This window comes from Actinomadura sp. NPDC049382 (assembly GCF_040677125.1).
GTDB lineage: Bacteria > Actinomycetota > Actinomycetes > Streptosporangiales > Streptosporangiaceae > Spirillospora > Spirillospora geliboluensis.
Map to the genome: position 1 here is coordinate 117,341 of NZ_JBFARO010000010.1, position 18,939 is coordinate 136,279.

Annotated in this window: 17 protein-coding genes; 9 read left to right on the forward strand and 8 right to left on the reverse strand. The window is 72.2% G+C overall.

Going from position 1 to position 18,939, the window contains the following annotated elements; all coding sequences use genetic code 11:
- Position 1: 1 nt before the first annotated feature.
- Positions 2–754, forward strand: coding sequence for a succinate dehydrogenase/fumarate reductase iron-sulfur subunit (locus AB0K34_RS09710; RefSeq protein WP_138638114.1), 753 nt, complete (start codon positions 2–4; stop codon positions 752–754).
- Between the two features lie 179 nt (positions 755–933).
- Complete coding sequence (locus AB0K34_RS09715) at positions 934–1,677, forward strand: arginase family protein (protein ID WP_301175237.1); 744 nt, start codon at positions 934–936, stop codon at positions 1,675–1,677.
- 3 nt (positions 1,678–1,680) lie between these two features.
- Here AB0K34_RS09715 and AB0K34_RS09720 read toward each other — a convergent pair whose 3' ends face one another.
- From AB0K34_RS09720 to AB0K34_RS09745, 6 genes are all read right to left on the reverse strand, one after another.
- Positions 1,681–2,661, reverse strand: a complete 981-nt coding sequence (locus tag AB0K34_RS09720; protein ID WP_138638112.1) for a LysR family transcriptional regulator — start codon at positions 2,659–2,661, stop codon at positions 1,681–1,683.
- 44 nt (positions 2,662–2,705) lie between these two features.
- The gene (locus tag AB0K34_RS09725) at positions 2,706–3,413 is read right to left on the reverse strand and encodes a Crp/Fnr family transcriptional regulator (RefSeq protein WP_138638111.1); all 708 of its coding nucleotides are present in this window, start codon (positions 3,411–3,413) and stop codon (positions 2,706–2,708) included.
- A gap of 344 nt (positions 3,414–3,757) precedes the next feature.
- Positions 3,758–4,528, reverse strand: coding sequence for a succinate dehydrogenase/fumarate reductase iron-sulfur subunit (locus AB0K34_RS09730; protein ID WP_138638110.1), 771 nt, complete (start codon positions 4,526–4,528; stop codon positions 3,758–3,760).
- Positions 4,525–6,528, reverse strand: a complete 2,004-nt coding sequence (locus tag AB0K34_RS09735) for a fumarate reductase/succinate dehydrogenase flavoprotein subunit (RefSeq protein WP_301175236.1) — start codon at positions 6,526–6,528, stop codon at positions 4,525–4,527. Before AB0K34_RS09735 ends, AB0K34_RS09730 begins: the two co-directional genes overlap by 4 nt.
- A gap of 11 nt (positions 6,529–6,539) precedes the next feature.
- Positions 6,540–7,370 carry a hypothetical protein gene (locus AB0K34_RS09740; protein ID WP_301175235.1) on the reverse strand — a complete coding sequence of 277 codons (831 nt, stop codon included), beginning with the start codon at positions 7,368–7,370 and terminating at the stop codon, positions 6,540–6,542.
- A gap of 351 nt (positions 7,371–7,721) precedes the next feature.
- Complete coding sequence (locus AB0K34_RS09745) at positions 7,722–8,345, reverse strand: DNA-binding protein (RefSeq protein WP_301175234.1); 624 nt, start codon at positions 8,343–8,345, stop codon at positions 7,722–7,724.
- 98 nt (positions 8,346–8,443) lie between these two features.
- On the opposite strand from AB0K34_RS09745, the gene AB0K34_RS09750 reads away from it, so the two are divergent.
- From AB0K34_RS09750 to AB0K34_RS09760, 3 genes are read left to right on the forward strand one after another with little or no spacing between them, the layout of a single operon-like run.
- A complete protein-coding gene (locus AB0K34_RS09750; RefSeq protein WP_301175233.1) occupies positions 8,444–9,004 on the forward strand; it encodes a hypothetical protein in 561 nt (186 codons plus the stop codon).
- 5 nt (positions 9,005–9,009) lie between these two features.
- Positions 9,010–9,567: an OmpA family protein gene (locus AB0K34_RS09755; RefSeq protein ID WP_301175232.1), complete on the forward strand. Its 558-nt coding sequence runs from the start codon at positions 9,010–9,012 to the stop codon at positions 9,565–9,567.
- Between the two features lie 54 nt (positions 9,568–9,621).
- Positions 9,622–11,211, forward strand: a complete 1,590-nt coding sequence (locus AB0K34_RS09760) for an OmpA family protein (protein WP_301175231.1) — start codon at positions 9,622–9,624, stop codon at positions 11,209–11,211.
- Between the two features lie 13 nt (positions 11,212–11,224).
- Here the strand turns inward: AB0K34_RS09760 and AB0K34_RS09765 are convergent, their stop codons facing one another.
- Entirely contained in the window at positions 11,225–12,082 is an 858-nt protein-coding gene (locus tag AB0K34_RS09765) for a serine/threonine-protein kinase (protein ID WP_301175230.1), read from the reverse strand.
- Positions 12,083–12,680: 598 nt separating this feature from the next.
- On the opposite strand from AB0K34_RS09765, the gene AB0K34_RS09770 reads away from it, so the two are divergent.
- Positions 12,681–14,000 carry an LCP family protein gene (locus AB0K34_RS09770; protein ID WP_301175229.1) on the forward strand — a complete coding sequence of 440 codons (1,320 nt, stop codon included), beginning with the start codon at positions 12,681–12,683 and terminating at the stop codon, positions 13,998–14,000.
- 6 nt (positions 14,001–14,006) lie between these two features.
- On the opposite strand, the gene AB0K34_RS09775 is transcribed toward AB0K34_RS09770, so the two are convergent.
- Positions 14,007–14,627 (reverse strand): A24 family peptidase, encoded by a 621-nt coding sequence (locus tag AB0K34_RS09775; protein WP_301175228.1) that lies wholly within the window; start codon positions 14,625–14,627, stop codon positions 14,007–14,009.
- Between the two features lie 320 nt (positions 14,628–14,947).
- On the opposite strand from AB0K34_RS09775, the gene AB0K34_RS09780 reads away from it, so the two are divergent.
- The 3 genes from AB0K34_RS09780 to AB0K34_RS09790 are packed head-to-tail and all read left to right on the forward strand — an operon-like array spanning position 14,948 to position 18,924.
- The gene (locus AB0K34_RS09780; RefSeq protein ID WP_138636899.1) at positions 14,948–15,424 is read left to right on the forward strand and encodes a DUF4282 domain-containing protein; all 477 of its coding nucleotides are present in this window, start codon (positions 14,948–14,950) and stop codon (positions 15,422–15,424) included.
- A gap of 12 nt (positions 15,425–15,436) precedes the next feature.
- The gene (locus tag AB0K34_RS09785) at positions 15,437–17,797 is read left to right on the forward strand and encodes a protein kinase (RefSeq protein ID WP_301175227.1); all 2,361 of its coding nucleotides are present in this window, start codon (positions 15,437–15,439) and stop codon (positions 17,795–17,797) included.
- Positions 17,794–18,924 carry a response regulator receiver protein gene (locus AB0K34_RS09790; protein ID WP_301175226.1) on the forward strand — a complete coding sequence of 377 codons (1,131 nt, stop codon included), beginning with the start codon at positions 17,794–17,796 and terminating at the stop codon, positions 18,922–18,924. Before AB0K34_RS09785 ends, AB0K34_RS09790 begins: the two co-directional genes overlap by 4 nt.
- Positions 18,925–18,939: the final 15 nt, after the last annotated feature.

Consider the following 18,939-nt stretch of genomic DNA (forward strand, 5'->3'; position numbering starts at 1 on the left):
CATGAAGCTCACACTGCGCGTCTGGCGCCAGAGCGGCCCCCAGGACAAGGGGCGGATGGTCGAGTACAAGCTCGACGACATCTCCCCCGACGCCTCGTTCCTGGAGATGCTGGACGTCCTCAACGAGAAGCTCATCGCCGACGGCGAGGAGCCGGTCGCGTTCGACCACGACTGCCGCGAGGGCATCTGCGGGATGTGCTCGCTGGTCATCAACGGCACCCCGCACGGCCCGGAGCGCGCCACCACCACGTGCCAGCTCCACATGCGCAAGTTCAAGGACGGCGAGGTCATCGACGTCGAGCCGTGGCGGGCCAAGGCGTTCCCGGTGGTGAAGGACCTGGTCGTCGACCGGTCGGCGTTCGACCGGATGATCCAGGCCGGCGGCTACATCACCGCCCCGACCGGCACCGCGCCGGAGGCGCACTCGACCCCGGTGCCGAAGCCGGACGCCGACCGCGCCTTCGAGGCCGCCGAGTGCATCGGCTGCGGCGCCTGCGTCGCGGCCTGCCCGAACGGCTCCGCCGCGCTGTTCCTCGGCGCCAAGATCACCCACCTGGGGCTGATGCCGCAGGGGCAGCCGGAGCGCTGGGACCGCGTCGTCTCCATGCTGGAGACCCACGACGAGGAGGGCTTCGGCGGCTGCACCAACACCGGTGAGTGCACCGCGGCGTGCCCGAAGGAGATCCCGCTGGACGTCATCGGGCGCCTCAACGGCGACTACCTGAAGGCGACCGCCGGCGGCAAGAAGCGCTGACGCGTCGACTGAGCGCCAGCGAGGGAGCGCGTCAGCGCTTCTTGCCGGGGGGCTGGGGGGCGCCCCCCAGAAAAGAACACTGACCCGCTTCGGTCCGGTCCGGCCGGCCCGACCGGCCTCTGATCTCGGCCCCGCTCGGAGTACCGGGCGGGGCCGTACTACTGCTCTACTGTGGTCACGTGATCACTTTTGTTCCGTACCACCAGGATGAACGGCTCCCCGACACGTCCTTCCCCCTGGACGGGTTCGACCTGATCCCGGTGACCCGCGACCTCCCGGACGGCGACGTGTGGGACCGCGTCGCGGCGCTGTGCGAGCCGGTCGCGGCCGAGGTCGCCGACCAGGTCGCCGGCGGCACCCGTCCGGCGGTCGTCTCCGGCGACTGCCTGCTCGCCGAGGCCGTCCTCGCCGGGCTGCAGAAGGCCGGGGTGGACGCGTCCGTCGTCTGGTACGACGCGCACGGCGACATCCACTCGGCGGAGAGCTCCACCTCCGGATACATCGGCGGCATGCCGCTGCGGCAGATCATCGGCACCGACACCGCGCTGCTCCCCGACCGGCTCGGCCTGCGCCCGCTGCCGGAGGACCGCGTCGTCCTCGTGGACGCCCGCGACCTCGACCCGGCCGAGGCCGAGTTCCTCGCCTCGTCGCAAGTGCGGCAGTGCCCGGTGGACGACGTCGTCCTGCCGGACGGTCCCCTGCTCCTGCACATCGACCTGGACGTCATCGACAAGGACGACCTGCCGGGGATGAAGTTCCCCGTGGGCGGCGGCCCGTCCTACGACGCGGTGATCGCGTCCGTCCGCCGGGTCATCGCGACCGGCCGCGTGGCCGCGCTGGACATCGCCTGCCCCTGGCACCTGCCGGAAGGCGATGACAACACCGTCCGGGGCCGCGTCCTGCGCGACATCCTGACCGCCTGACCGCTACTTGGCGTCGACCAGGTTCTCGACGCCCGCGGGGAGCGTTCCCGCCTCGGCGGCCTCCGCGAGGAACACCTCCAAGGTCTCCTGGAAGGCGCGCGCGGCGTGGGTCAGCTCGACGTCCTTGCGGTGGGCGAGCGCGATGGTGCGGAGCAGGCCGGGACCGTGGCGCCCCCGCCGCGCCTCCTCGTCGGCCAGGACGAGCGGCGTCCCGCGCAGGCCGGGGCGCCCCGCGAGGACCATGCTCGGGACGACCGCGATGCCGAGGCCGACCTCGACGAAACGCAGCACGGCGTCCATCTCGCCGCCCTCGACCGCGAACTTCGGCTCGAACCCCGCCGCCCGGCACGCGCTGATCGTCGCCTCCCGCAGGTCGTATCCGGGACGGAACATCACCAGCGGGCGGTTCTGCAGGTCCTCGATGCGCAGGTACGAGCGGCGCGGCAGCTGCGCGGGCGTCCCCGTCCCCGCCGGGGACGCCACCACCAGGTACTCGCGCAGTATCGGGGTCGTGTCCAGCGGTGGATCGCCCTGGAGCGGGAGTATGACCAGGGCGAGGTCGAGCGAGCCACGCGTCAGCTCCCGGACGAGATCGCGGGAGCCGCCCTCCTCCACGATCAGCTGGATGCCCGGGTACGTGTCGTGGAAGCGGCGCAGGACGTCCGCCAGCAGGCCCGCGCAAAGGGACGGCGTGGCGCCGAGCCGCACCCGGCCGCGCTTGAGACCGGCTAGTTCCTGCACCTCCAGGCGCGCGGTGTCGACGTCCGCCAGGATGCGCTTGGCCAGGGGCAGCAGCGCCTCACCTGCGGGCGTCAGGGTGATGTTGCCGCGCGCGCGCCGGAACAGGGAGACGTTCAGCTCGCTCTCCAGCGCCCGGATCTGCTTGGACAGCGACGGCTGCGCCACCCGCAGGATCTCCGCGGCCTGCGTGAAGTGGCGCACCTCCGCGACCGCGACGAAGTAGGCGAGCTGCTGTAGCTGCATCCTGCACAGAGTACGGCCAGCGCGTCCACGCCCGGCGACCCGGGTTACCGCGCGTGGCGGCGGAGGGCCTGGAGGTCGTGGACGATCAGCCGCCGGCGGCCCGTCTCGATCCAGCCGTGCCGGCGCAGCGTCCGCAGCGCCTTGCTCACCGCCTCCCGCGACGCGCCGACCCAGCCCGCCAGCTCCTCCTGCGACAGGTTCAGCGTGATGCGCACGCTCTCCCCGCCCGTCCCGGCCTCGTCGGCGCCGCCGCGCGGGACGTACGGCACGCCGAACCGCTCCGCCAGCTCGACCAGCCGCTGCGCGACCCGCCCGGTCGCGTCGAACATGCCGAACTCGACGCGCTTGCGGTCGGCGTCGCGCCACCGCTGGCACAGCATCCGCATGATGAGGATCGAGACGCGGCCGTGCGCCTGCAGGAACGCCATGAACTCGTCGGCGCCGATCGCGAGGGTCTGGACCGGCTCCAGCGCGGCGACCGACGCCGACCGCGGCAGCCCGTCGATCGCGGCGACCTCCCCGAGCAGCGCGCCCGGCCCGCGCACCGCCAGCAGCGCCTCGCCGCCCTGCTCGCGGTAGGAGAACGCCTTCACCCGCCCCCGCAGCAGGACGGCGACCCAGCCGGGCTCCTCCCCCTCGGAGAAGAGCGTGTCGCCCCGCTCGAACTCGCGGACGCGGGAGCGTGCTTCCAGATCCGCGCGCTCCGCCGCGGTGAGATCGGCGAGGAACGAGCCCGGTTCGAGAGCGGTCACGCCATAACGCTAAAGGGATCCGGGGGCGCCCGCCTCCCGGGAGGGAATCACGGTTCAATCACGCGCTCTGTGCACTATTCCCTACTCCGGGGGACGGATGTGCGTCAGGGTGGATCCCGGCGTGCGCGACCGGAGGGCCGTAGCGGCGTCCACGGCGTCCACGGGGAACGGCGGGACGGCGGGCGGCGGTCCGGGGGCACGCCGCCCGCCGTACCTCGGGAGCGCCGCATGCCAGAGCGCCGCCCCCGCGGTGGAGAGCGGCGGAAACGCGAACGCCCCCCGTCGCGCGGGGCGGCGGGGGACGTTCGCGAAAGACCCGGACGCCGGGCGTCCGGGGGCCTCGCTCAGGCGGACGGGGTGTCCTGGCCCTTCTTCACGATGCCGAGCTTGCTGCCGAGCCACACCACCGGGTCGTACTTGCGGCCGACGACCCGCTCCTTCATCGGGATCAGCGCGTTGTCGGTGATCTTGATGTGCTCGGGGCAGACCTCGGTGCAGCACTTGGTGATGTTGCAGAAGCCGAGGCCGTGGTCGTCCTGCGCGATGTTGCGCCGGTCGGCCTGGTCCGCCGGGTGCATCTCCAGCTCGCCGATCCGCATCAGGAAGCGCGGGCCGGCGAAGCTCTCCTTGTTCTCCTCATGGTCGCGGATGACGTGGCAGACGTTCTGGCACAGGAAGCACTCGATGCACTTGCGGAACTCCTGCGACCGCTCCACGTCCACCTGCTGCATGCGCAGCTCGCCGGGCTTGGCGTCGCCCGGGTCGAACGAGGGGATCTCCCGCGCCTTCTCGTAGTTGAACGAGACGTCCGTGACGAGGTCGCGGATGACGGGGAACGTGCGGATCGGGGTGACGGTGACCGTCTCGTCCGGGTCGAAGGTCGACATCCGCGTCATGCACAGCAGCTTCGGCATGCCGTTGATCTCGGCCGAGCACGAGCCGCACTTGCCCGCCTTGCAGTTCCACCGGACGGCGAGGTCGGGCGCCTGCGTGGCCTGCAGCCGGTGGATGATGTCGAGGACGACCTCGCCCTCGTTGACCTCGACCGTGTAGTCGGCGAGCTCGCCGGAGCCGTCGTCGCCGCGCCAGACCTTGAACTTGGCCTCGTAGCTCATCGGTCGTCCTCCTCGTCGTCCGCGGCGCCGGCGGCCGTCGCGCCCGAGCCGGCCGCGGCCTCCGCCCGCTCCGTCTCGACCTCCTCGGCCAGCCCCTTCGGCAGCTCCTCGGCGGTCAGGTACTTCTTCAGCTCGTCGTTCTCGAACAGCTCGAGCAGGTCCTCGCGCATCGGCACGAGCGGCTGCCGGGTCAGCTCGACGTGCGGGGCGGACGGGTCGCCGGCGAGCGCGCAGACCAGGTTGATCTTCCGCCACTCCGCCGACATCTGCGGGTAGTCGTCGCGGGTGTGGCCGCCGCGGCTCTCCTGCCGCTCCAGCGCCGCCTTCGCGACCGCCTCCGACACCAGCAGCATGTTGCGCAGGTCCAGCGCGAGGTGCCAGCCCGGGTGGTAGCCGCGGCCGTCGTTGACCGCGACCGGCTCCACGCTGACGTTCGCGACCCGCTCGCGGAGCTTGCCGAGGGCCTCGATGGCCTGCTTCAGCTCCTCCTCCTTGCGGATGATGCCGACCAGCTCGTTCATCGTCTGCTGCAGCTCGGCGTGGACGGCGTACGGGTTCTCGCCGCCCTCCCGCTCGAACGGCGCGAGCGCCTCCGCCGTCGCCGCCTCGACCTCCGCGTCCGGGACGGCGGGACGCGCGGGCAGCGCGTCCACGTACTCGGACGCGCCGAGGCCGGCGCGGCGCCCGAACACCAGCAGGTCCGACAGCGAGTTGCCGCCGAGCCGGTTCGAGCCGTGCATGCCGCCGGACACCTCGCCCGCCGCGAACAGGCCGGGCACCTTCGCCGCGCCCGTGTCCGGGTCGACCTCCACGCCGCCCATCACGTAGTGGCAGGTCGGGCCGACCTCCATCGCCTCCTTGGTGATGTCGACGTCCGCCAGCTCCTTGAACTGGTGGTACATCGACGGCAGCCGCTTGACGATCTCGGCGGCGCCGCCCGGCATCCGGTCGACGACCGTGAGGAACACGCCGCCGTGCGGCGATCCCCGGCCCGCCTTGACCTCGGAGTTGATCGCGCGGGCCACCTCGTCGCGGGGCAGCAGCTCAGGGGGGCGCTTGTTGTTGTCGGGGTCGTCGTACCAGCGGTCGCCCTCCTCCTCGGAGGTGGCGTACTGGTCCTTGAAGACCTCCGGGATGTAGTCGAACATGAACCGCTTGCCCTCGCTGTTGCGCAGGACGCCGCGGTCGCCGCGGACCGACTCGGTCACGAGGATGCCCTTGACCGACGGCGGCCAGACCATCCCGGTCGGGTGGAACTGCACGAACTCCATGTTCAGCAGCGTCCCGCCGGCGAGCAGCGCCAGCGCGTGCCCGTCCCCGGTGTACTCCCAGGAGTTCGACGTGACCTTGAACGCCTTGCCGATGCCGCCGGTCGCCAGCACCACCGCGGGCGCCTCGAACACGACGAACTTGCCGGTCTCGCGGACGTAGCCGAACGCGCCGCAGATCTTGCCGTCGGCGTCCTTCAGCAGCCGGGTGACCGTCGTCTCGGCCCACACCTTGAGGTTGGCCTCGTAGTCGCCGTGCTCGGCCTTGTCCTCCTGCTGGAGGGCGACGATCTTCTGCTGCGCGGTGCGGATCAGCTCCAGGCCGGTCCGGTCGCCGACGTGCGCCAGCCGCGGGTACTCGTGCCCGCCGAAGTTGCGCTGGCTGATCTTGCCGTCCTTGGTGCGGTCGAACAGCGCGCCCCACAGCTCCAGCTCCCAGATCCGCTCCGGGGCCTCCTTGGCGTGCAGCTCCGCCATCCGCCAGCTGTTCATGAACTTGCCGCCGCGCATGGTGTCGCGGAAGTGGACCATCCAGTTGTCGTTGGCGTTGACGTTGCCCATCGCGGCGGCCGCGCCGCCCTCGGCCATCACCGTGTGGGCCTTGCCGAACAGCGACTTGGAGATGATCGCGGTCTTCTTGCCCTGGAGGCGCGCCTCGATCGCCGCGCGCAGCCCGGCGCCGCCGGCACCGATCACCACGACGTCGTACGAGTGCCTCTCGATCTCAGTCATGTTCCTTGGCCTCAGTTGAAGATACGCGGGTCGTCGAACACGCCGCCGGCGACGAACGCGATGTAGGCGTCCGCCACCACCAGCGAGCCCAGGGTGATCAGCGCGTACATGCCATGCCGCTCATTGATCTTGGACACCCAGCCCCACATCCGGTACCGGAACGGGTGCTTGGAGAAGTTCTTCAGCCGCCCGCCGACGATGTGCCGGCACGAGTGGCACGACAGCGTGTAGAGCCACAGCAGCACGACGTTCGCCACCAGGATGAGCGTGCCGAGCCCGATGCCGAAGCCGCCGTCCTTGCCGTGGAACGCCCGGATCGCGTCGTAGGTGTTGATGAGGGAGATCAGCACGGCCGCGAGCCAGAAGTAGCGGTGCAGGTTCTGGCCGATCAGCGGGAAGCGGCGCTCCCCGGTGTACTTGCCGTGCGGCTCGCGGACGGCGCACGCGGACGGCGACGCCCAGAACGAGCGGTAGTACGCCTTGCGGTAGTAGTAGCAGGTCAGGCGGAACAGCAGCAGGAACGGCAGCGAGATGGCCGCGAAGGGGATCCAGCCGCGGGTGCCCGCCGGCAGGAAGGTCCCGAACTCCGCCGCGTCGCCGGTGTGCCCGTTCACCGTCACGTTGTTGCAGATCTCGTTCAGGCACGGCGAGTAGAACGGCGTCAGGTAGTGGAACTCCGGCACGTAGAACGCCGCGCCCCAGAAGGCCCGGACCGTCGCGTACACCACCCAGGCCGTGAAGATAACGAAGGTCGTGACGGGATACAGCCGCCAGTTGTCCTTGCGGAGCGTTCTTTCCTTGATCTGGGCGCGCGTCTTGACGGGCGCCTCCACAGTGCTCATCGATCGCTCTCCTGAGCTCGGGTCGTCGTGTCCCCGTACCACGGTCCGCGCGCACCGGTTTGCCGTCGCGCCCGCCGGCGGCCTCCCTCGCGCCGTCGCGCCGAACCACCGGGCATGGCTCCCCGGCGGGCGGCCGGAGGCCGTGCCGCATGCGGGCGGTGACGCCTCGTGTGCGCTTCCAGCGAAGCGACCCTACGCCACACTTGACGAGCTGTGACATACATAACAGGGAGACCCGTATGTGAGCCTGACCACAGACTTTAGCCCGGTTGCGCCCCCATCGCACCGCCCGCGTTCCATAACCAGTCGTTATGGCGCAGGGGAATCGAGACGAGCACGCCTAGGAATGACCTAGCGGTCGCCGAGCATCCGGCCGAGTACGGTACGAGCGAAGTGCGCCTCGGCCTCGCTCGTGCGTCCCGTCCCGTACACGCGGAGGACCTCAGCCAGTTCGGGGAAGCGGTCGGCGATGAGGTCGGCGGCGGCGTCGATCTCCGCGGCGGACGCGACCTCGCGCAGGAGGGCCTGCACCAGCCGCGCCGGCTCCGCCGTCCCGCGCTCCTGGGCCCGCGCGTCCTTCGGGGCGGCCTCCTCGGGGGCGCCGTCGGCGGCCATGCGGAGGCCGGACGTGGTCGGTGCCGCCTCTCCCCTGATCTCCTCCAGCCGCGCCTTGACCGCCGCTGGCGGCAGTTCACTGAACGCGGGGTCGGCGACGAACTCCTCCACCGCCATCAGCCGGTGCAGCACGGCCGGATTGCTGATCTTGGCCCGCTGGGCGGACATCAGCTGGGAGAGCATCGGCGCGGACAGCCCGAGCACGCCCGCGAGGCCCGACTGCGACAGCCCGAGCCGGTCGAGCAGCGGCCGGACGCGATCACCGAGCGGCTCGCCGTACCACTCGATCTGCAGCGCGCGGTTCCGGGCGACCGTGTCCTCGGCGACGCTCACCCCGTCCACCCCCTTGACGATTCGCAAATGCAAACGCTATATTCACGTCCGCACACTTTGTCGTGGCTCCTGATGCCATGGTGCCACGGAAGCCTTTGCATATGCGACGAACCGAAGGACCGACCATGCGCCTGACCCATCGCCTGGTGGTCGCGACCGCCGCGGTCCTGCTCCTGGCCGGCTGCTCGGCGGTCGGCGGCGACGACGCCTCATCGTCCGGTGCCCAGTCGTCGGCCGCCGGCGCGGACGTGCAGGCGGTCGAGGCGGGCTTCGACAACACCGCGAAGCCGGTGGTGCAGGGCACCTTCGACAGCCCGGCGGCGGTGGGCGCCAAGGTCGACATCGCCATCATGGGGCTGAAGGCGAAGGGCAAGCTGGCCACGCTGACCGTGCAGTTCACGCCGCACGTCCCCGGCGCCGAGCCCCGCCGGATCAACGCCTACGGGCTCAACGGCGACCGCGGGCTCGGCACCTCGCTCATCGACCCGGTCAACCTCAAGCGCTACGTCGTCGTGAAGGACTCCGGCGGCAAGGAGCTGGAGACCGACGACATCTTCACGCACATGACGAACGACCAGCCCACGTCCCACTTCTTCACGTTCGCGGCCCCGCCCGAGAACGTGAAGTCCATCGACGTGCAGATCGGGTCGTGGCCCACGTTCCGCAACATCCCGGTCGAGCGGTGAACCGCATGCGCCGCACGACCGTGATCGCGGCCGCCCTCGCGACGCTGCTCGCCGTCCCCGCCGCCGCGGGGGCCGACCCCGGCGTGCCCGACGACAACCTCGCCGAGAGCGTCCTGCCCATCGAGGCCGGCGCCGCCGTCAGCGACATCGACCTCTCCAAGGCCGTGGTCCCGCTGGAAGAGGAGCACGCCAACGGCGAGCAGGTCACCGTCCGCATCTCGGCGGACGTCCTGTTCGACTTCGGCGAGTCCACCCTCACCGACACCGCCCGCCGCCGCATCGCCGGCCTCGCGCCGCGGCTGCGCGACGCCAAGGGCGCCGTCCAGGTCGCGGGGCACACCGACTCCATCGGCGACCCGGGCTCCAACCTCGCCCTGTCCCGGCGGCGCGCCGAGGCGGTCAAGGCCGCCCTGCAGGACGCCCTCGGCGGGGCCGAGCTGCGCGTCCAGGCGAAGGGCTACGGCGAGACCAAGCCCGTCGCCCCCAACGAGCAGGGCGGCAAGGACGATCCCGAAGGCCGCGCGAAGAACCGCCGTGTAGAAATCACCTACGAGAAGGGCTGAGGCCCGCTCGTCACCCCGCTCAGCCTGACCGTCGAACAGGAAAGAGGTATCCCGATGACAGGCATCCGGGGCGCGCTCGCGGCCCTCACCGCCATCCCGCTGGTCCTCGTCGCCGCCTGTGACTCCGGCGACAAATCCCCCGCGAGCCGCGGCACCGCGGAGACCGGCCGCCCCCACTCCGGGCCGGCGATCAAGGACGCCTGGTCCGCGCTCGGCGGCGGCCATTCGCGGATCGAGGTGCGGGCCGTCGAGCGTCATCGCGACCGGTCGGTGCTGCGCTTATACCTGACCAACCCGGAGCGCGAACCGAAGTCGTACTCGTTCGCGACCTCGGCGGCGGGGACGGCGTTCGGCGAGCTGAACTTCACGCTCGTCGACCCGGTCGGCCACAAGGCGTACGGCCCGCTCTACGACCGCGACGGCCAGGGCAACACGGTCGGCAGCGACCTCCGCTTCACCACGGTCCGGCCCGGCGTCCGGTACGAGACGGTGGTCGCCTTCCCCCGCCTCCCCGAGTCGGTGCGGACCATCACGGTGATCACCCCCACCACCGCCGGCGAGTTCACCGGCGTCCCGGTCGTCGACGGCAAGGGCGAGGGCGGTCCCACCGCACCCGTCGTGGACGACGCAACGCCCCCGAGCCCCGGCGCCACGGTGGCGTTCAAGACACGCGAACAGAACGGCAACGCCGCCGGCCGGACATACGACCTCTACAGCCTCACCGAGGGCGAGGTGCAGTCCACCAGCACGAGCGCGAGCGAACAGACCATCGGATTGCGCACCGACGTGCTGTTCGACTTCGACAAGGCGACGCTCTCCGCCCGCGCGAAGGCCATCCTGGACCAGGTCGCGACCGAGACCAAGGCGAAGGCCGACCCCGCCAAGCCGCCGATCCTCATCACCGGGCACACCGACGGCAAGGGCACCAGCGACTACAACCTTCCCCTGTCACAGCGCCGCGCCGACGTCGTCCTGAAGGAGCTCCAGGCCCGCCTGGGCACCGCCTACCAGTACAAGGCCGAAGGCAAGGGCGAGACCGAACCGGTGGCGGAGGAGGGCGGCGCCGACGACGAGAAGGCCCGCCAGAAGAACCGCCGCGTCGAGATCTCCTACCAGATCAAGCAGCAGACGACCGAGACGACCACGACCACCGAGACCGCCCCGCAGGACAGGCCCGGCACCGGCACCGGCGCCCCCGCCGCGTTCCACCCGGACGGCCCGACCGTCGCGAGCCGCACGGCCGAGATCGGCAGGATCGCGGACCAGAAGCGGCGCATCGACGTCAAGCCCTTCTACCGCGACGGCGCCTACCTCGTCGCCGTCTTCGAGATCGCGAACGTCGGCTCCCAGGCCCTGCTCCCCACCGACGGCTACATGGGCGAGAACGGCTCCTACGGCCGGTTCGGCGCGTTCTCCGTCATCGACCCGGCCACGAACACCGCCTACCGCGGCGTCCGCATGGGCCCCACCGAAGAGATCAGAGTGAACCTGCGCTTCGTCGACCCCGGATGGGCCGTCTTCAGAACCGAGCCCGGCACGGCGAACCGCGGCTTCTTCTACGTCCCCGCTCCCCCGCCGTCCGTCACAGCGGTCACCTTCGACGCGGGCCCCTTCGGCAAGATCCCGAACGTCCCCATCCGCTGAGAACCCGGCCCACCTACCTCCGATGAGGAGGAGGCGACCCCAACTGGTCGAAGATCTGCAGTAGCTCCCCGTCCAGGGTCCGGGCGGGGAACCGCAGATCCCGGCGGCACGACCCCAGCGCCCGCCGCGCCGCGTCCGCGTCGGCGAAGCGCCGCGCGGGATCGGGGTCGCACAGATGGGACAGCACCGTCCACAGCATTGGCGGCACCCCCGCGGGCGGTTCGCCGATCCGCTGGTTCGGCTCCGGGTCGCCCGCGCCGGTGAGCATCCGCCAGCCGACCATCCCGGCGGCGTACAGGTCCTGCCGCGGCGCGGGCCGGTTCCAGTCGAGCGCCTCGGGCGCCAGGTAGCCGGGCGTCCCGACGACGAACCCGGTCGTGGTGAACCGGAGCCCGTCGTCCCCGAGCGCGATCCCGAAGTCCGCGAGCCGAACATGCGGCGCACCGACCGCACTCGGCTCCATCAGCAGGTTCGCCGGCTTCACATCGCGGTGGACGATCCCGGCCCGGTGAATGCGGCTCAACGCGGCCAGCACCTGATCCAGGATCTCAGCGGCATAGTCCGGCGGCAGCCGCCCGTAGTCCCCGAGGAGCGTCTCCACCGACCCGCCGGTCATCAGGTCCATCGCCAGCAGGACGTCATCGCCCGCCATGCACGACGCATAGGGCGTCACCACATGCGGATGCGCCAGCCGCAGCGCCTGCTCCCGGATCGCCCGCAGCAGCATCGTCCGCCCCTGCCACCGGATGAGCTTCGCCGCGCAGTAGCGCCGCTCCGCATGATCGTAGGCACGCCACACCCGGCTCGTCCCGCCCGCCCCGATCCGGTCGAGCATGGTGAACCGACCGCCGATCACCCACCCTCCGTCCACGGGACAGATCGTACGGAATCCGCCGCCCCCAGACGGATCGGTCGAGCGCGGTCAACCGAAAGCACGGACCGCGCATCGAACAGGGAGAGCCCCACCCCTCCCCGCTCCCTCCATAGACTGACGATCTCCCCAAACCACGCGCCCCGGACAGGGCCTGCCCGAAACTGGACAAATGAGCGACAAAGAGCCCGGCCGCGAAGATCTCGCGGGGGACACCGCCGCCCACAGCAGCATCACGCAGGGAGCCGCAAACACCCCCGTCCCCCAAACGCCACCCGCACCCACGAACCCCACGAGCGCTGAAGCCACGAGCTCTAAAGCCGCCAACGCGGACACCGAGAGCACAGGGGACGCCGACGCGGGCGCTACGGCCGCAGAACGCACGAGTTCGGGAGCCACAAACGCGAAGGGCACGGGCCCGGAAACCGACGAAGCGGAAGGCGCGGCCGTAGAACGCTCCAGTTCGGAAGCCACGAGCGCGAAAGGCACGGGGCCGGAAGCCAAGGACGCGGAAGGCACGCGGGCGGAGGGCACGGGTGCTGAGGGTGGTGGGTCGGGGCGGCGGGCTCGGCGGCGGCGGGTTTTGCGGTGGGCGGCGGTGGGGGTCTTGGCCGTCGTGCTGGTCGGTGGTGGTGGGGCGGCGTGGCTCTATCACGACATCGTCGGGGGCATCGATCAGAAGCATGTCGGCGGGCGCCTCGGGCCGGACCGTCCGAAGAAGCTCAACAAGTCGCTCAACATCCTGCTGCTCGGGTCCGACACGCGGGCCGGTGACAACTCCGAGTACGCGGACGGCGTGACCGGGGCGCGGTCGGACACCACGATCCTGCTGCACCTGTCGCCCAACCGGGACCAGGCGGTCGGCATCAGCTTCCCCCGCGACTCGATGGTGAAGATGCCCAAGTGCGAGAAGGAGGGCGGCGGCAGTGTCCCGGCGCAGTTCGGCATGCTGAACTCCGCGTTCGCGTTCGGCGGGCCGACCTGCACGTGGAAGACGCTGGAGGGCCTCACCGGCATCCACATCGACCACTTCGTCCAGATCGACTTCTCCGGGTTCAAGCGGATGGTGGACGCGCTCGGGGGCGTCGAGATCTGCGTCGACCGGCCCGTCAACGACCCGCGGGCCCAGCTGTACCTGAAGGCCGGCAAGCAGACGGTGAAGGGCACCCAGGCGCTCGGGTACGTGCGGGCCCGCTACTCGCTCGGCGACGGCTCCGACCTGGAGCGCATCCAGCGGCAGCAGAAGTTCATGGCCGCCGTCGTCGACAAGGCCACCAGCGGCTCGATGCTCACCGACCCGGCCAAGACCTACAAGTTCCTCAAGGCCGCGACCAAGTCGATGACGACCGACGACGACCTGAACCTGGCGACCATGAAGAAGATCGCGGACGGCCTGAAGGGGATGGACGCCGGGCAGGTGCGGTTCGTGACCGTGCCCGTCGAGCGCTACGCCCCGGACCCCAACCGCGTGCAGTGGAACCGGGAGCGGGCCCAGGCGCTGTTCGAGGCGGTCCGCCGCGACGACGACCTGCCCGCGGAGCCGGCCGCGCCCGCTCCCGCCCAGCAGGCCCTGCCTGTGCCCGGGCAGGTGAACGTCACCGTCGTGGCCGCGGGCGCCCCGAAGAAGGCGGTCGACAACGCGGTGCGCCAGCTCCGGGAGCGCGGTTTCAAGGTCGCCAAGACGGTCGGGAAGGCCGCCCCCGTCGCGGAGACCCGGCTCGTCTACGCCCCGTCCGCCGAGGCGCAGGCGTCCGTGCTCGCGCGTGCGCTCCCCGACGCGGTCCTCACCGCCGACGGCGGCGCGCCCGCGGGCGGTGTCCGTCTCGTCCTCGGCAAGGCGGGTGGCCGCTTCACCCCGCCCGCCATCAACAAGATCGGAGGAGGGGTCAAGGCCGGCCGGAAGAACCCCTGCGCGTGACCGGGTTCATCCGGTGGCCGCCAGCACCGCCGCGAGGGTCCCGGCGAGCATCGCCGGGCCGAACGGGAATTCGCCCTTCCGCGTCCGGCGGACGATCAGCACGCCGACGGCGATGACGCCGCCGATCAGGTACATCACCAGCAGGCCGGTGATCCAGGCGCGCCCGCCGAACCATCCGAGGCAGAGCCCGAGCACGCCCGACAGCTTGACGTCCCCGAGCCCGATGCCGGACGGGACGGCGAGCGCCTGCAGCGCGAACAGCGCGAAGAGCGCCGCCATGCCGATGAGCGCGTGCGTGAAGTGCCGCAGGCCGTCGTCGGTGAACGGGACGGCGACGGCCAGCAGCGCGGCTGCGATGCCGTAGGACGGGAGGGTGAAGCGGTCCGGCAGCCGCTTCTCCCTGATGTCGATGAACGCCAGCAGCGCCCCGACCGCCGCGAGGTAGAGCAGCGCGCCGAGGACGGGCTCCGCTCCGATCCGCCATCCGATGGCTCCGAAGACGCAGGCGGTGGCGGCACCGAGCGCCGTCCGCCGCGTCCAGTCGACGGGGCCGGTGAACGGCACCGCCATGGGGGCCAAGAGGACGCCGGCGGCGAGGCCGACCAGGAGCAACACCAACGCGACCATCGCACCTCGCCCATTCCGGCGCTCATCGGGAGCCTCGGGCACGATAACGCGCCCGGAGCGTCCCCGCCCTGTCACCCGGGATAGAGGCGAGCACCGCTCCGTGCTCGGCCAAGGGCCGCCCGAGGTGGTGCTGAACTCCCGGTTCCGCCGTTTACCGGCCTAGGTGCTCCCGCTCGCGACGTGGTCATCCTGCGGCGGGCGCGGCGGCGGTGTCCGGGAGAGGCGCGGCACGCCCGGTGAGGCGTGCCTTCCGTCCCGGGCGGGCGGCCGCGTCAGGCTCTAGAGTCTGTCTGTAGGCCCCACACTGGAGACGACGGCGAATGACGAATCCTTCGGACCCCGGTCACCCACCGCGCTCGCAGGCCCCCGGCCCGCCGGGGGGACCGTACGGTCCACCGCCCGGTCCGCAGCAGCCGGCGCCCGTCCCCGGCCCGCGCCAGCCGGCGCCCGGCGTCCCCGGCGCGGCCCAGCAGCCGTGGGCTCCGGCCGAATCCGGTGAGAAGGGCCTGCTGGGCGCGCTCCTGGACACCGATTTCAACGCCCTGGTGACCCCGAAGCTCGCCAAGACGTCCTATGTCCTGTCGTTGCTGCTGATCTCCCTGGAATGTCTCGGCATCCTCCTGTTCGGTCTCTGGGTGCTGGTCTCCACGGAGTTCTGGCTGGGCGGGCTCATCCTCATCGTCGCGACGCCGGTGCTCTGGCTGGTGCAGATGCTGCTCGTCCGCATCTTCATGGAGGCGGTGGTGGTCCGGTTCAAGCAGGCCGAGTATCTGCGGGTCATCAAGGACAAGAGCTAGACGGGACGGCTGGTGGGCGAGTTCGACGGGGCGGGCCCCGGCGGCGGGGCGCCGGGTGAGACGCGGCGGGACGCCGGGGCGACGCGGCGCGACGACGCGCGGGTGCCCGGGCCGCGGCCGCCGGGCGAGACGCGGCGGGACGGGGCGGCGGCCGGCGAGTCGCTGATGCGGCTGCCGGCGGTGCTCGGCGAGCGGTACGCGACGGTGGCGGAGCTGCCCGTGCAGGGCGCCGAGTCCGACCTGCTGCTCGTGCGGGACGGCGCCGGCGACGAGTACGTGGTGAAGATCTTCCGCCGCGGCTACCGCGCCGACCGGGACGTGTGGGCGAAGCTGCCCGCGCTGGACTCGCCGCACGTCCTGCGGATCCTGGAGACCGGGCACGCGGACGGGCGCGACTACGAGATCACCCCGTACGTCCCGGACGGCAACCTGCGGGCGCTGATGCAGGCGGGGCCGCTGCCCGGCGACGCCGCCGCGGACGTGGCGGCGCAGCTCGCGGCGGGCCTCACTGCGCTGCACCGGGCCGGGATCGTGCACCGTGACCTCAAGCCCGAGAACGTCCTCGTGCTGGGGGTCGAGCCGCTGCGGCTGGCGATCGCCGACTTCGGGCTGAGCAAGGTCCTCGACCAGAGCGTGGTGTTCGCGTCGTCGTCGCGGACGCTGGCCTACGCGGCCCCGGAGTCGCTGTCGGGGCAGGTGTCGCCGGCCCGCGACTGGTGGTCGCTCGGCATGATCGTCAAGGAGGTGGCGACGGGGCGGGCGCCGTTCCAGGGGCTGAGCGAGACCGTGGTGGTCGACCATCTGGCCACGCGCCCGGTCAGCGCCGACGATGTCCCCGACCCGAGACTGCGTCTGCTGTGCCGCGGGCTGCTGACCCGGGATCCGCGCAAGAGGTGGACGGGCACGCAGGTACAGGAGTGGCTGGACGGGGCCTCGCCGCCGGTCGCCGAGGAGAGCGCGCAGACCGAACCGGGCGACGGCCTCCCCTTCAACGGGCGCCGCTACACGCGCAGGGACGAGTTGGCGCGCGCGCTCGTCGAGAACTGGGATCACGCCGCGCAGTACTTCTTCGGACGCGGCGAGTCGGGTGAGGCGTGGCGGAGCCTGCGCGAGTGGCTCGCGGACGCACCGGACGACAGCCGCATCGACCTGGTCGACGGCTACCTCATGACGCGCCTGCCGCCGGACGTGAAGCTGCTGCATCTGGTGCGGTGGCTGGATCCGGCGCTCCCCCCGCACTTCCTCGGCCGCCGGGTGACCGCCGACGACCTGCCGGGCCTCGCCGCGCTGGCCGGCGACCCCCGCCACCGCGATCACCGCACCGCCTGCCTCATCGGCCGGGCGCTGTGGGAGCACCGCCTGCTCCCGGTGTGCGCCGGCTTCGAGGGCGCGGCGGAGCTGGCGCGGGTCGACGACCAATGGCGCGCCCATGTCGCGGCGTGGAACGACCTCGTCCGCTGGCTGCGCGAGCAGGAGGCCACACCGGCAGGGGCCGCGCGGCGGCTGCCGGACGCCGAGGCGGAGGAGCCGCCCGCCGTGCTGCTGACGCTGCTCGCGCTGGCGGCGCGGCCGGCGGAGGCGCACCGGCTGATCGCGGAGGGCGCGGCGCGGGCGCGCGCGGCGGTGACGGATCCGGCGCCGTGGTTCACCTGGATCGCGGACGGCGCGGGCGACGATCCGCTGCGCCTCCTCACGGTGACGCGCGCCGCCCCCGAGGCCGTCGCGGAGAGCGAGTCCCGGACGCGCGACCGGTACACCGCCGAGCAGCGGAACGAGGCGCTCAAGGCGCAGTGGGCGGAGCGGGAACGTCAGCGTCTCGCAGGACGCAACGCAGCCACGGCCAAGGCCGTCCTTTGGACGCTGCCCGTATTGCTCTTCTGGCTGGCGGGCAGCTGGGTGATCGGTTCGCTCTCCGGAGGGGGCTCCGACGACGGCACCACGTCCGTCGGCCTGCACGGCTCGTCTGCCGGCATCTCCTTCGGCGCGCTGGCCGTGGTGTCGGTCCTCGCCTGGGCGGTGCAGTGCGGCAGCGAAGTGCTCCTGGCGCGCGCGCAGGGCGGCGACTACCTCCCCCACGGGCCGTGGGCGATGGTGTCGGGCGTCTTGGGGGCGAGCAGCCGCGGGCTCTCGAAGGCGTCCCAGACGATGTCGGGCGCCGCGCGGCAGACCGGGCGGCGCGGCTGCGGTCTGCTGCTGCTCGCGGCGACGGTGCCGCTGCTCCTCCTGCTGCTCCTGCTCGCGGCGCTGACGTCCGTCGCGAGCCTGCTGTGGCTCATGGTCCTCATCGCCGTCCCCGCCGCGCACGCCGTGGCGGCGGGGGTCCGGCTGCACCGCTGGCGGCAGGCACGCACCATCGCAGGAGGAGCTTCGTGAGCAGCGGGATCGACGCGGACATCGCGCTGGACGCGGCCGTCGTCCTCAGCCTCGGCATGAACCGGGTGCTCGGGCGCGGCGCCGGGCTGGCCGGACGTGGCGCGGAGGCGCTCGCGGCGCTGGCCGCCGGGCGGGCCGAGGCGCGGGCGGCGGCGCTCGCCGAGGTCGAGTCGCAGGAGCGCGCGCTGCGCGAGGTCGTGGAGCGCAACGCGCGCATCGCCGCGCTCGCCGAGACCCGCGCGAAGCTCGGCGCGGAGGTGCCGCTGCCCGAGCAGCTGGTGCCGGACGAGCACCAGAGCACCGCGGAGCTGACCGCGTGGTGCGCGGCCACCGACCGGGCCCTGGACGAGGCCGAGCGGCACCTGTCCGAGCATCTGGCCGCGCAGGTCAGCACCCAGATCTTCGCGGCCCCCGCCGAGGGCCTGGCGACCGACGCCGCGCCAAGCGCGCCGCCGCCCGTCACCGGCGACGACGTCTGGCGGAACCTCGAACGGATCATGGCGCGACTGCTGCCGGACGCCGCGGACGCCGAGCGGCGGGCCGTGGCGGAGGCGGCGGCGCTGCTCGCCGGGGCCGGGACGGCCGAGGAGGCCGAGGGCGTCCTGCAGGAGGTCCGGCTCCGGATCCAGGCCGCCAACCGCCGCACGGAGGAGCTGCGGGCCGAGGAGCGGCGCCTGGCCGCCGAACGCGACGCCGCCGCACAGGCCGAGGCGGAGCGCCGGTACGTCCTCGACTCGATCACCGCCGCGTTCGAGGCCATGGGGTACGAGGTCCACGCCGGGTTCGAGACGCTGACCGCCGAGGACGGCACCGTGACGCTGACGAAGGGCGCCTGGCCCGACCACAGCGTCCGGATGCGGGTCGACGACGCGGCGCACGTCCGCGCGTCGATGGTGCGCGAGCGGCCCGCCGAGAGCGAGGACGACCGGCGGCTGGACGTCGAGCGCGAGGAGGAGTGGTGCGCGGCGTTCGAGGCGGCGCGGGCCCGGCTGGCGGACGCGGGGATCCGCTCCGAGGTGGCGTGGCGGCTGGAGCCCGGGGTGCGTGAGCTGCCGGTTTCGGCGCGGTCACGGCAGACTAGGGGGCGAGCCGGGCAACGCGAGCGCCACCGCGAGCGTCATACCTGAGATGTCCGGGGGCCT

Bases quoted from the DNA above. Each gene is read 5' to 3' on its own strand.
- AB0K34_RS09780 (WP_138636899.1), top strand. From the start codon at position 14,948: ATGACGAATCCTTCGGACCCCGGTCACCCACCGCGCTCGCAGGCCCCC.
- AB0K34_RS09755 (WP_301175232.1), top strand. From the start codon at position 9,010: ATGCGCCGCACGACCGTGATCGCGGCCGCCCTCGCGACGCTGCTCGCC.
- AB0K34_RS09720 (WP_138638112.1), bottom strand. From the start codon at position 2,661: ATGCAGCTACAGCAGCTCGCCTACTTCGTCGCGGTCGCGGAGGTGCGC.
- AB0K34_RS09760 (WP_301175231.1), top strand. From the start codon at position 9,622: ATGACAGGCATCCGGGGCGCGCTCGCGGCCCTCACCGCCATCCCGCTG.
- AB0K34_RS09740 (WP_301175235.1), bottom strand. From the start codon at position 7,370: ATGAGCACTGTGGAGGCGCCCGTCAAGACGCGCGCCCAGATCAAGGAA.
- AB0K34_RS09710 (WP_138638114.1), top strand. From the start codon at position 2: ATGAAGCTCACACTGCGCGTCTGGCGCCAGAGCGGCCCCCAGGACAAG.
- AB0K34_RS09775 (WP_301175228.1), bottom strand. From the start codon at position 14,627: ATGGTCGCGTTGGTGTTGCTCCTGGTCGGCCTCGCCGCCGGCGTCCTC.
- AB0K34_RS09750 (WP_301175233.1), top strand. From the start codon at position 8,444: ATGCGCCTGACCCATCGCCTGGTGGTCGCGACCGCCGCGGTCCTGCTC.
- AB0K34_RS09730 (WP_138638110.1), bottom strand. From the start codon at position 4,528: ATGAGCTACGAGGCCAAGTTCAAGGTCTGGCGCGGCGACGACGGCTCC.
- AB0K34_RS09735 (WP_301175236.1), bottom strand. From the start codon at position 6,528: ATGACTGAGATCGAGAGGCACTCGTACGACGTCGTGGTGATCGGTGCC.